Annotated in this window: 14 protein-coding genes; 1 reads left to right on the top strand and 13 read right to left on the bottom strand. The window is 51.7% G+C overall.

Features of this window, described 5'->3' with window-relative positions; genetic code table 11:
• The 9 genes from tuf to fkpA form a co-directional block, all read right to left on the bottom strand.
• A partial coding sequence (gene tuf / locus OGW44_RS08525; protein WP_049014834.1) for an elongation factor Tu occupies nt 1-1,169 on the bottom strand: 1,169 nt, incomplete at its 3' end.
• 69 nt (nt 1,170-1,238) lie between these two features.
• Nucleotides 1,239-3,353: an elongation factor G gene (gene fusA, locus OGW44_RS08520; RefSeq protein ID WP_016154762.1), complete on the bottom strand. Its 2,115-nt coding sequence runs from the start codon at nt 3,351-3,353 to the stop codon at nt 1,239-1,241.
• 96 nt (nt 3,354-3,449) lie between these two features.
• Complete coding sequence (rpsG, locus tag OGW44_RS08515; RefSeq protein ID WP_016154763.1) at nt 3,450-3,920, bottom strand: 30S ribosomal protein S7; 471 nt, start codon at nt 3,918-3,920, stop codon at nt 3,450-3,452.
• Nucleotides 3,921-4,015: 95 nt separating this feature from the next.
• Complete coding sequence (gene rpsL / locus OGW44_RS08510) at nt 4,016-4,390, bottom strand: 30S ribosomal protein S12 (RefSeq protein WP_003023654.1); 375 nt, start codon at nt 4,388-4,390, stop codon at nt 4,016-4,018.
• A gap of 125 nt (nt 4,391-4,515) precedes the next feature.
• Complete coding sequence (tusB, locus tag OGW44_RS08505; RefSeq protein WP_016157620.1) at nt 4,516-4,803, bottom strand: sulfurtransferase complex subunit TusB; 288 nt, start codon at nt 4,801-4,803, stop codon at nt 4,516-4,518.
• Nucleotides 4,804-4,810: 7 nt separating this feature from the next.
• Nucleotides 4,811-5,170, bottom strand: coding sequence for a sulfurtransferase complex subunit TusC (tusC, locus tag OGW44_RS08500; protein ID WP_047415984.1), 360 nt, complete (start codon nt 5,168-5,170; stop codon nt 4,811-4,813).
• A complete protein-coding gene (gene tusD, locus OGW44_RS08495) occupies nt 5,170-5,556 on the bottom strand; it encodes a sulfurtransferase complex subunit TusD (protein WP_016154766.1) in 387 nt (128 codons plus the stop codon). The genes tusC and tusD overlap by 1 nt, the downstream gene beginning before the upstream one ends.
• Nucleotides 5,556-6,278, bottom strand: a complete 723-nt coding sequence (locus tag OGW44_RS08490; RefSeq protein ID WP_003023643.1) for a helix-turn-helix transcriptional regulator — start codon at nt 6,276-6,278, stop codon at nt 5,556-5,558. The genes tusD and OGW44_RS08490 overlap by 1 nt, the downstream gene beginning before the upstream one ends.
• A 167-nt stretch (nt 6,279-6,445) precedes the next feature.
• Nucleotides 6,446-7,264 carry an FKBP-type peptidyl-prolyl cis-trans isomerase gene (gene fkpA / locus OGW44_RS08485; RefSeq protein WP_016154767.1) on the bottom strand — a complete coding sequence of 273 codons (819 nt, stop codon included), beginning with the start codon at nt 7,262-7,264 and terminating at the stop codon, nt 6,446-6,448.
• Nucleotides 7,265-7,496: 232 nt separating this feature from the next.
• Here fkpA and OGW44_RS08480 point away from each other — a divergent pair, with 232 nt between their 5' ends.
• Nucleotides 7,497-7,715: a protein SlyX gene (locus OGW44_RS08480; protein WP_003023639.1), complete on the top strand. Its 219-nt coding sequence runs from the start codon at nt 7,497-7,499 to the stop codon at nt 7,713-7,715.
• A 50-nt stretch (nt 7,716-7,765) separates the two neighbouring features.
• Here the strand turns inward: OGW44_RS08480 and slyD are convergent, their stop codons facing one another.
• The 4 genes from slyD to kefG form a co-directional block, all read right to left on the bottom strand.
• A complete protein-coding gene (slyD, locus tag OGW44_RS08475; RefSeq protein WP_003023634.1) occupies nt 7,766-8,371 on the bottom strand; it encodes a peptidylprolyl isomerase in 606 nt (201 codons plus the stop codon).
• Nucleotides 8,372-8,465: 94 nt separating this feature from the next.
• Nucleotides 8,466-8,666: a YheV family putative zinc ribbon protein gene (locus OGW44_RS08470; protein ID WP_016154768.1), complete on the bottom strand. Its 201-nt coding sequence runs from the start codon at nt 8,664-8,666 to the stop codon at nt 8,466-8,468.
• An 8-nt stretch (nt 8,667-8,674) separates the two neighbouring features.
• Nucleotides 8,675-10,480 carry a glutathione-regulated potassium-efflux system protein KefB gene (gene kefB / locus OGW44_RS08465; RefSeq protein ID WP_185654951.1) on the bottom strand — a complete coding sequence of 602 codons (1,806 nt, stop codon included), beginning with the start codon at nt 10,478-10,480 and terminating at the stop codon, nt 8,675-8,677.
• Complete coding sequence (kefG, locus tag OGW44_RS08460; protein WP_003023629.1) at nt 10,480-11,031, bottom strand: glutathione-regulated potassium-efflux system ancillary protein KefG; 552 nt, start codon at nt 11,029-11,031, stop codon at nt 10,480-10,482. Before kefG ends, kefB begins: the two co-directional genes overlap by 1 nt.
• Between the last annotated feature and the right edge of the window lie 42 nt (nt 11,032-11,073).

Genomic DNA, 11,073 nt, shown 5'->3' with positions numbered 1-11,073 from the left:
GCAACAACGCCCGCACCAACAGTACGGCCGCCTTCACGGATTGCGAAACGCAGACCGTCGTCCATCGCGATTGGGTGGATCAGGGTAACAACCATTTTGATGTTGTCGCCCGGCATTACCATCTCAACGCCTTCCGGCAGTTCGATGGTACCAGTCACGTCAGTAGTACGGAAGTAGAACTGCGGACGGTAGCCTTTGAAGAACGGAGTATGACGGCCGCCTTCATCTTTGGACAGAATGTACACTTCAGATTCGAACTTGGTGTGCGGCTTGATAGAGCCCGGCTTAGCCAGGACCTGACCACGTTCGATTTCTTCACGTTTGATACCACGCAGCAGAACACCAACGTTCTCACCAGCACGGCCTTCGTCCAGCAGTTTGCGGAACATTTCAACGCCAGTACAGGTAGACTTAGCAGTCTCTTTGATACCAACGATTTCAACTTCTTCACCAACTTTGATGATACCGCGTTCTACACGACCGGTAACAACGGTACCACGACCGGAGATGGAGAATACGTCTTCGATAGGCAGCAGGAACGGCTTGTCAATCGCACGCTCTGGTTCCGGGATGTAAGAATCCAGGAAGCCAGCCAGTTCGATGATTTTCGCTTCCCACTCTGCTTCGCCTTCCAGCGCTTTCAGAGCAGAACCACGAACGATCGGAGTGTCGTCGCCCGGGAAATCGTACTGAGACAGAAGTTCACGAACTTCCATTTCTACCAGTTCCAGCAGCTCTTCGTCATCAACCATGTCGCATTTGTTCAGGAACACGATGATGTACGGAACGCCTACCTGACGACCCAGCAGGATGTGCTCACGAGTCTGCGGCATCGGGCCGTCAGTCGCAGCAACAACCAGGATCGCGCCGTCCATCTGCGCAGCACCGGTGATCATGTTTTTAACATAGTCGGCGTGGCCCGGGCAGTCTACGTGTGCGTAGTGGCGAGTCGGGGTGTCATATTCAACGTGAGAGGTGTTGATGGTGATACCACGAGCTTTTTCTTCCGGCGCGTTATCGATCTGGTCGAATGCACGAGCAGCACCGCCGTAGGTTTTAGCCAGTACGGTGGTGATTGCAGCGGTCAGGGTAGTTTTACCGTGGTCAACGTGGCCGATGGTGCCGACGTTAACGTGCGGTTTTGTACGTTCAAATTTTTCTTTAGACACGGCTATATTCCTTACTATAGTGCTCTCCCCTGGGGAGAGAGCACGGGACTTAGGTTTTAATCCTGTGGCTTATTTACCACGGGCTTCAATAACGGCCTGAGCAACGTTGTTCGGCGCATCGTCGTACTTCAGGAACTCCATGGAGTAAGAAGCACGGCCTTTGGTCAGAGAACGCAGCTGGGTTGCATATCCGAACATTTCAGACAGCGGAACTTCAGCATGGATAACAACGCCAGTGACGTTGGATTCCTGACCACGAAGCATACCACGACGGCGGCTCAAGTCACCGATTACGTCACCGGTGTTCTCTTCCGGAGTCTCTACTTCAACCTTCATGATAGGCTCAAGCAGAACTGGTTTCGCTTTCTTAAAGCCATCTTTGAAGGCGATAGAAGCGGCCAGTTTAAACGCCAGCTCAGAGGAGTCAACGTCATGGTAAGAACCGAAGTGCAGACGCACGCCCAGATCAACAACCGGGTAACCAGCCAGCGGGCCAGATTTCAGCTGTTCCTGGATGCCTTTATCAACGGCCGGGATGTATTCGCCAGGAATTACACCACCTTTGATGTCGTTGATGAACTCGTAGCCTTTCGGGTTTGAACCCGGCTCCAGCGGGTACATGTCGATAACAACATGACCGTACTGACCGCGACCACCAGACTGCTTAGCGTGTTTACCTTCGATATCGGTAACTTTCGCGCGAATCGCTTCACGGTAAGCAACCTGAGGTTTACCGACGTTCGCTTCAACGTTGAATTCACGCTTCATACGGTCAACGATGATGTCGAGGTGCAGCTCACCCATACCGGCGATAATGGTCTGGTTAGATTCTTCGTCAGTCCAAACGCGGAATGACGGGTCTTCTTTAGCCAGACGGCCCAGAGCCAGACCCATTTTTTCCTGGTCAGCTTTGGTTTTCGGTTCTACCGCGATGGAGATTACCGGCTCAGGGAATTCCATACGCTCCAGAATGATCGGGTGATCCGGGTCACACAGAGTGTCACCAGTGGTCACGTCTTTCAGACCGATAGCAGCAGCGATATCGCCCGCGCGAACTTCTTTGATCTCTTCACGTTTGTTAGCGTGCATCTGTACGATACGGCCAAAACGCTCGCGTGCAGTTTTCACTGAGTTCAGGATGGTGTCACCGGAGTTAACCACACCAGAGTACACGCGGAAGAAGGTCAGGTTACCCACGAACGGGTCGGTAGCGATTTTGAATGCCAGAGCAGCAAACGGCTCTTCATCGCTAGCATGACGCTCAGCCGGAGTATCTTTACCGTCGTCCAGAATACCGTTGATCGCAGGTACGTCGACTGGGGATGGCAGGTAATCAATTACCGCATCCAGCATCGCCTGAACACCTTTGTTCTTGAACGCAGAACCACAGGTTACCAGGATGATTTCGTTGTTCAGAACGCGCTGACGCAGAGCTTTTTTGATCTCTTCTTCAGTCAGTTCTTCACCACCCAGGTATTTCTCCATCAGCTCTTCTGAAGCTTCCGCAGCGGACTCGATCAGGTTCTGGTGCCATTCTTCAGCCAGTTCCTGCATGTCAGCCGGGATATCTTCATAAGTGAAGGTTACGCCTGCATCTTCTTCGTTCCAGTTGATGGCTTTCATTTTCACCAGGTCAACAACACCGGTGAACGCTTCTTCAGCGCCAATCGCCAACTGCAGCGGAACAGGGTTCGCGCCCAGACGGGTTTTGATCTGACCAACAACTTTCAGGAAGTTCGCACCCATACGGTCCATTTTGTTAACGAACGCAATGCGTGGAACTTTATATTTGTTTGCCTGACGCCATACGGTTTCAGACTGAGGCTGAACACCACCAACTGCGCAGTAAACCATTACTGCACCATCAAGCACACGCATGGAACGTTCTACTTCGATAGTGAAGTCAACGTGCCCCGGGGTGTCGATGATGTTTACGCGATGCGGTTCATACTGCTTAGCCATACCAGACCAGAATGCAGTAGTCGCTGCGGAGGTGATAGTAATACCACGCTCCTGCTCCTGTTCCATCCAGTCCATGGTGGCTGCGCCGTCATGAACTTCACCGATTTTATGGTTTACACCGGTGTAGAACAGAATACGTTCGGTAGTAGTGGTTTTACCGGCGTCGATGTGCGCACTGATACCGATATTACGGTAGCGCGCGATGGGTGTTGTACGAGCCATTTGATTCCTCGTTTATCTTTTAGGCGTTCAATTTAAGTAGCCCAAAGCGGGCTGCTTACTAGAAGCGCCCGCCAGGTGACTAAAACTCCGAAGGGATTACCAACGGTAGTGTGCGAACGCCTTGTTGGCTTCTGCCATACGGTGAACGTCTTCACGTTTCTTAACTGCAGTACCTTTGTTTTCTGCAGCATCAGAAAGTTCGTTCGCCAGGCGCAGAGCCATGGATTTATCACCGCGTTTACGAGCAGCTTCAACGATCCAACGCATTGCCAGGGCATTACGGCGAACCGGACGGACTTCAACTGGAACCTGATAAGTAGAACCACCAACGCGGCGAGACTTAACTTCGACAGTCGGACGCACGTTTTCAAGGGCTACTTCAAAAGCTTCCAGGCCATCTTTACCAGAACGCTGAGCCAGGGTCTCCAGCGCGCTGTATACGATGGTTTCTGCAGTAGATTTTTTACCATCTACCATCAGGATATTTACAAATTTAGCCAGCAGCTCTGATCCGAACTTAGGATCCGGCAGAATTTTACGCTGACCAATGACGCGACGACGTGGCATGGGAATACTCCGTTGTTAATTCAGGATTGTCCAAAACTCTACGAGTTTAGTTTGACATTAATATAAAACGTTTGGCCTTACTTAACGGAGAACCATTAAGCCTTAGGACGTTTCACGCCATACTTGGAGCGTGATTGCTTACGGTCTTTAACGCCGGAGCAGTCAAGCGCACCGCGAACGGTGTGGTAACGAACACCCGGGAGGTCTTTTACACGACCGCCACGGATCAGGATCACGGAGTGCTCCTGCAGGTTGTGACCTTCACCACCGATGTAGGAAGTCACTTCAAAACCGTTAGTCAAACGCACACGGCATACTTTACGCAGTGCGGAGTTTGGTTTTTTAGGAGTGGTAGTATATACACGAGTACATACGCCACGTTTCTGCGGGCATGCTTCCAGTGCAGGCACGTTGCTCTTTGCAACTTTGCGTGCGCGTGGTTTGCGTACCAGCTGGTTAACTGTTGCCATTAAATAGCTCCTGGTTGTAGCTTTCGCTTCGTAAACACGTAATAAAACGACCTCATACAATATGAGGACGCAGAATTTTAGGTCGGTGTCGAAAAGGTGTCAAGAAATATACAACGATCCCACAATTACCAGGACATCTGGCTGGGATGCTTCACCGTAAGTCTGACGAAGTCAGTATAGCTAACCCTGACGACACTGTCTGAAATTTGACCACCTAAGCCGCGAGCTTTAATGTCTTCTTCCAGTACATAGACCTTAATGGAGGCATTTTGCAGACTTTCAAGGAAACGGCTTCCTTCTATTGCCGCGGTCACGCCATCCTGAAGCAATAAAAGTTCATCGTCTTTATCAATCAGGCGAAGAAGAGAGGAGAAATCGGTAAGCCACGCGGAACGATGTAATGTGTGCAGCATGAGTATCTCAAAACCTTAAAATGACGTCATAGTTGCCTAGCTCACGGCGTAAATCTTCCGGTTCTAACGCTGTCGCATCGACCACAAAATTACCCCCCTGCTGGAGGCCCCGCTCGCGTAACGAGGCGGCACAAAGCCAACATTGATCGATATCGTACAACCCTAACAGCTTGAAGGTTGCGATATAGTCGCGAGCCAGCACGACATCCGGCTGTTGTCCCTGGAGGATTTGAAAAACGCCATCGCCGATAAAAAATACGCCGAGGTCTTCCGTTAACGCCGATGTCGCCAGTAAGGCATCTAACCCTTCGCGGCCAGACGAACTGCCATGCGGCACGGTAGAAAAGACAAAAGCAACACGTTTCATTAAAACTGCACCACGCGATCGCAGGTCAGGGATGCCTCAGCCAGCGAACCCAGCCCGCTGAGGTTAAAACCTGATTGTAAATTAGCCCCTGCCAGTCCCAGTCGCTTCGCTTCTGTTTCATCAACGACGCCGCGACGCAGCGCCGCAGCTACGCAGATATTCAGCGTCACGCCGTGCTGCTGGTTCAGCTGTTGCCAGGCCCGCACCAGATCATATTCATCACTGGCAGGTGAAGTCAGGAAGTTGGCGTTATACACACCTTCACGATAGAAAAAGACGCTGCAGAGCTCATGCCCTTCTTTGAGTAACGCATGAGCAAATTGCAACGCGCTGCTCGCCTGCTGCGTGCCATAAGCTGGCCCCGTCACCATAATGGCAAAACGCATTACTTGTCTTGCCCCTGGAAATCGCCGCTTTTGAACTGACGAATATAGAGGTAAACCGTGTGCTTGGAGATGTTCAGCCGATCGGCGACCTGGTTAATGGCATCTTTAATATCGAAGATACCTTTCTCATACAGATTCAGGACAATCTGGCGATTCTTGGCATTGTTGGAAACATTTCGATCGGCATTCACTTCTTCAATCGTGAATTCCAACGTTTGGGTAACCAGGTCTTCCACCGAAGAAGCGAAGTTAACGGCAGAACCCACTTCCGGGGTTTCCGGTGGGATAAAGGTATTCATTATCTGCGAGAATGGAACATCAAGGTTCATGTTGATGCACAGCAGACCAATCACGCGATGCTCACGGTTGCGAATGGCAATCGTCACCGACTTCATCAAGACACCGCTTTTCGCACGTGTGAAGTAACACTTCGACACGCTGCTATCCGCACCCGTCATATCATGCAGCATACGCAACGCAAGGTCAGTAATCGGCGAGCCAATTTTGCGGCCCGTGTGTTCACCGTTAGCAATGCGGATGGCCGAGCATTTCAAATCCTGCAAAGAGTGCAATACGATTTCACAATGGGAACCAATGAGCATCGCCAACCCGTCCACAACCGCTTCGTAGGATTTGAGGATATCGAAATCGGTTTGATCGAAAGGACGTTGATCCAGTAAATCTAGCTCACTGGTTTCGTTGGTTAAAAGCGACCTGGACATGAAAAAAAGCACTCCTTTTCAGGAGCCTGTCGTTATGTTGTCAGGGCAGGCTCATCACTATTATAGGGGCATCTAAAGTAATACAGCGCACAAGGCGCTTTCCAGTATTAATTATATCCTGTCGATAATAAAAAACCGCCGCCCTGTGGGCGGCGGTATCTGGTTACTTACTTTTTGCTGCTGTCCGCAGCTTTAGCTGCCGGTGCAGCATCTGGCTGCGCATCGGCTTTCGGTGCCGGTTTGATGTCTAACAGTTCAACATCAAAGACCAGCGTAGAGTTAGCCGGAATGCCCGGTACGCCGGTTTTGCCGTAAGCCAAATCCGGCGGGATAACCAGCTGGATTTTGCCGCCTTTCTTGATGTTTTTCAGGCCTTCGGTCCAGCCAGGGATAACACCGTCAAGACGGAAAGAGAGCGGCTCACCGCGGGTATAAGAGTTATCAAACTCTTTACCATCAATCAGCGTACCTTTGTAGTTGACTACCACGGTATCGCTATCTTTCGGTGCAGCGCCGGTACCTTCTTTCTCTACTTTATAGACCAGGCCAGTAGAAGAGGTTTTAACGCCCTTCTCTTTAGCAAATTTCTCGCGGTAAACTTTACCTTTGGCTTCATTGTCAGCCGCGTCTTTTTCCATTTTCGCCTGAGCGGAGCTCTTCACGCGTGCTTCAAACGCCTGCAGAGTTTGTTCGATTTCCTGGTCAGACAGTTTGCTCTTGTCTGCAAACGCATCCTGAACGCCAGCGATCAGCTGATCTTTATCCAGTTTGATGCCCAGTTTTTCCTGCTCTTTCAGAGAGTTTTCCATATAACGACCCAGGGACGCGCCCAGCGCGTAAGCGGCTTTTTGGTCGTCATTCTTGAATGCTGCTTTGCTGTCAGCAGTAGCGGCTGGTTTCGCAGCGTCAGCAGCGAAGGTGATCGGGGCATGCAGAGCAACAGCCATTGTGGTCGCCAGCAGCGTTACTTTAAACAGTGATTTCATCCATATCTCCAGGGCCGGGGCATCTCACCCCAAGGTTAGCTAACATAAAAATGTACTATAAAGCGTTGCAGAACAAATCAACATACGGGCACGCCCTATTATCACCACTTTTCAGACTCTTTTTGTTTAAATTAGTTTCGTGACCGAAGATTGAGTGCTGTGCAAACAGGCAAAGTTAAGTAGAATTCGCCGCAGTCCGCGATCTGCCGGAGAAAAAAGAAAGAGGTGAATCATGCAGGATACAACAATGGAAACTCGCCTGGCTGAACTGGAAAGTCGCCTGGCATTTCAGGAGATAACCATTGAAGAGCTCAACGTGACGGTGACCGCGCATGAACTGGAAATGGCAAAACTCCGCGACCATCTGCGTTTATTGACGGAGAAGCTCAAGGCAACGCAGCCGTCCCACATCGCGTCGCAGTCTGAAGAGACCCCGCCGCCACATTATTGAGACATAAAAAAAGCGGGATATTCCCGCTTTTTTTTTATGCCGTATAACGATTAGTGGCAACCGCAACCGCCGCCGTTACCTTTACCGCCACCGCCGCAGCAGCCTTCGCCACCGTGCTCGTGACCATGGTCGTGACCGTGACCACCGCAGCAACCGTCATGACCGTGGTCATGATCGTGGTCGTGACCGTGCGCACCGTGAACGTGGCCGTGAGCCAGTTCTTCTTCGGTCGCTTCGCGGATAGCGACAACTTCTACGTTGAATTTCAGGTTCTGGCCAGCCAGCATGTGGTTACCGTCAACCACAACGTGGTCGTCTTCCACTTCGGTAATTTCTACCGGTACTGGACCCTGGTCAGTTTCAGCCAGGAAACGCATGCCAACCTGCAGTTCGTCAACGCCCATGAAGACGTCTTTAGGAACGCGCTGCACCAGGTTTTCGTCGTACTGACCGTATGCGTCGTTTGCGCCAACAGCAACATCGAATTTGTCGCCAACTTCATGACCGTCCAGCGCTGTTTCCAGGCCAGAAATCAGGGAACCGTGACCATGCAGGTAGTCCAGCGGTGCACTCACCGGAGACTCATCAACCAACACACCGTCTTCTGTACGTACCTGATAGGCCAGGCTGACCACCAGGTCCTTTGCTACTTTCATGATATCTCCTGAGCATGGAAAGAATAGTGGCGCAGATTGTAGCGGAATTCTGCACCCGTGTACCCTCTAGCTTAAAAAAAGCTGCGCCATATCGCTAGTCCGGATGAAAAATCCCGATCACTTGCTCTTCTTTGCGAACGTGCTCGCGCGCCTCTTTATCGGCTTCCCGCATCTGATGACCGCACTTAACACACTCAACAATATCGATATTATTTTCGCGCCACATCGCCAGCGTATCCTGCGCCTGGCAGGACGGACATTTTGCGCCTGCGATAAAACGTTTACGAATTGCCATGGTTTCCTCTACTCAAATTCATCCCAGCCATCCAGTTGACGTCGCTCTTGCTGCATCTCTCGTTGGAAAATCTCCTCAAGCTCGCGCCGGGCTTCCCTGGCTCGGGAGATTTGTACCGTATCCGTGTGCATAGGGATCAGTTCCCGCAACATGCGCATATCCAGCCGCCGAAAATGCAGCTGAGCGCGCTGAGCCTGGTGCGGATGCATCCCTAGCGTAACCAGCGTTTTTCGCCCCAACTCCAGCGCACTGGAAAATGTTTCGCGGGAAAACTGCGTCACACCAGCCTGTAATAACTCATGCGCCTCTACACGTCCGCGCGCACGCGCAAGAATATGCAAATGCGGAAAATACTGTTGGCACAGCTCCACCAGCTTCATAGTGTCTTCAGGTTCATTACAGGTAATAACAATAGACTGTGCGGCTTCTGCACCCGCGGAACGCAACAGATCCACCTGCGTGGCATCACCGTAATAGACCTTATAGCCATATTTGCGCATTAAATTCACTGCGCTGATATCTCTTTCCAGGACGGTAATACGCATTTTATTGGCCATCAACAGACGACCAATAACCTGACCAAAGCGCCCAAAACCCACCACAATCACCTGCGGCTTATCATCTTCCACCCAGGGTTTTTCATCTTCTTCATCCGTGCCGTTAAACTGGCGGGAGAGCCATTTATCAATCAACTTCATCACCAACGGCGTGGTCATCATCGACAGCGTGACGGTCACCAACAACAGCGCCATTTGGTCACCCTGAAACAGCCGTTGGGAAGAGGCCGTTGAAAACAGCACGAAAGCGAATTCACCGCCCTGACTTAAAACCCCGGCAAACTGCATCCGTTCTGAGCTTCTCATGCCGTTAAGACGCGCCAGTACATACAGCACCAGCATTTTTACGACCACCAGCACCATCACGCTCGCCGCCACCCATAAAATATGGGTATAGAGCACGCCAAGGTTAAGCGACATACCTACGGAGATAAAAAACAGGCCAAGCAACAGGCCTTTAAACGGATCGATTGCCGTTTCCAACTCATGTCGGTATTCGCTTTCCGCCAGCAGAACGCCCGCGATAAAGGTCCCCAGCGCCATCGACAGACCCAGCGTATCCATAAATAAAGCAGAACCCAGCACTAACAGCAGCGTGGCGGCGGTGAACACTTCCCGCACGCCAGAATCCGCAATAAAGCGGAAAACCGGACGCAGCAAATAGCGCCCGCCAATCAGCATGCCGGCAAAGGCCAGCACCTTCATCCCTACCTTGATCCAGTCAAAATGTTCGTCAGCAGACCCCGCCAGCAGCGGAACCAGCGCCAACGCGGGGATCACCGCCAGATCTTGAAACAGCAGCACCGAAAAGCCCAGTTGTCCGGATTCACTGCGATTCATGCCTTTTTCGCGCATCAACTGTAGCGCCATAGCGGTGGATGACATCGCCAGACCAATGCCGCCAACCACTGCCGCCTGCCAGGAGAACGCTGTAAGCATCAGTAGCCCTGCCAGCACGACCGCGCTTAGCATCACTTGCGCGGCGCCGACGCCAAAAATTGAACGCCGCAATTGCCACAGTTTGGTCGGATTAAGTTCCAGCCCAATGATGAACATCAGAAAAACTACGCCCAGTTCGGAAAAGTGTAAGATTTCATCCACATCGCTGATGAACCCTAATCCCCATGGGCCGATAGCAATCCCCGCCAGCAAGTAACCCAGCACCGGACCGATACCCAGCTTTGAGGCCAGCGGAACTGCAGCCACCGCCGCGAAGAGGAACAACACGCCGGCAGTCAATAAATCAGAACCTTCCATCAGCGGCCTCCCACAGGGATCGGATTCGCCAGCCAGTCACCATACGCTTTCGCATGGCTGTCCAGCTCCTGTTTCGTTTGCCGTCTGGCCCAGTAGACAATGATAGGGCTCATCCAGTGCATGCGGCACATACCGGCCGTTAGCTCAAAAGGGCGCAGTACATCGCTCATTGGATAACGGTTTAGCGCGTCATAGCGGTAGGCGCTTTCCGGCTCTCCGGTAGTGATAACGCTCCGCCAGTACTTTCCCGCCAGTTGATTCCCCCCGGGGCCGCTGGCAAATCCTCGACTCAGTACGCGGTCAAGCCACTCCTTTAACAATGCCGGGCAGCTATAGGTGTAGAGCGGATGCTGAAAAACAATCACATCATGCTCGCGCAGCAGCGCCTGCTCATGCGGAATGTCGATAAAAAAGTCAGGATAGTGCGCGTACAGGTCGTGCACGGTAACATTGCTGAGCTGCATGGCCGGTTTAAGCAGTACCCGGTTCGCGACCGAGTCCTGAGATTCCGGATGGGCATACAGCAGCAAGACTTTCGCTGGCTGGAACATCATCCCCCTCCCGGTTTTGTCTTTTGTCTATTTTCGACGTTT

Origin of the sequence: Citrobacter sp. Cb023, from assembly GCF_030336805.1 — a bacterium.
GTDB classification, from domain to species: Bacteria; Pseudomonadota; Gammaproteobacteria; order Enterobacterales; family Enterobacteriaceae; genus Citrobacter; species Citrobacter braakii.
Note: the sequence above shows the minus strand (reverse complement) of the source record. Positions and strands in the feature narration are given on the sequence as shown.

What these genes read in the sequence shown, in the direction of transcription:
- fusA (WP_016154762.1), bottom strand. Translation starts at nt 3,353, where the DNA reads ATGGCTCGTACAACACCCATCGCGCGCTACCGTAATATCGGTATCAGT.
- rpsG (WP_016154763.1), bottom strand. Translation starts at nt 3,920, where the DNA reads ATGCCACGTCGTCGCGTCATTGGTCAGCGTAAAATTCTGCCGGATCCT.
- rpsL (WP_003023654.1), bottom strand. Translation starts at nt 4,390, where the DNA reads ATGGCAACAGTTAACCAGCTGGTACGCAAACCACGCGCACGCAAAGTT.
- tusB (WP_016157620.1), bottom strand. Translation starts at nt 4,803, where the DNA reads ATGCTGCACACATTACATCGTTCCGCGTGGCTTACCGATTTCTCCTCT.
- tusC (WP_047415984.1), bottom strand. Translation starts at nt 5,170, where the DNA reads ATGAAACGTGTTGCTTTTGTCTTTTCTACCGTGCCGCATGGCAGTTCG.
- tusD (WP_016154766.1), bottom strand. Translation starts at nt 5,556, where the DNA reads ATGCGTTTTGCCATTATGGTGACGGGGCCAGCTTATGGCACGCAGCAG.
- OGW44_RS08490 (WP_003023643.1), bottom strand. Translation starts at nt 6,278, where the DNA reads ATGTCCAGGTCGCTTTTAACCAACGAAACCAGTGAGCTAGATTTACTG.
- fkpA (WP_016154767.1), bottom strand. Translation starts at nt 7,264, where the DNA reads ATGAAATCACTGTTTAAAGTAACGCTGCTGGCGACCACAATGGCTGTT.
- OGW44_RS08480 (WP_003023639.1), top strand. Translation starts at nt 7,497, where the DNA reads ATGCAGGATACAACAATGGAAACTCGCCTGGCTGAACTGGAAAGTCGC.
- slyD (WP_003023634.1), bottom strand. Translation starts at nt 8,371, where the DNA reads ATGAAAGTAGCAAAGGACCTGGTGGTCAGCCTGGCCTATCAGGTACGT.
- OGW44_RS08470 (WP_016154768.1), bottom strand. Translation starts at nt 8,666, where the DNA reads ATGGCAATTCGTAAACGTTTTATCGCAGGCGCAAAATGTCCGTCCTGC.
- kefB (WP_185654951.1), bottom strand. Translation starts at nt 10,480, where the DNA reads ATGGAAGGTTCTGATTTATTGACTGCCGGCGTGTTGTTCCTCTTCGCG.
- kefG (WP_003023629.1), bottom strand. Translation starts at nt 11,031, where the DNA reads ATGTTCCAGCCAGCGAAAGTCTTGCTGCTGTATGCCCATCCGGAATCT.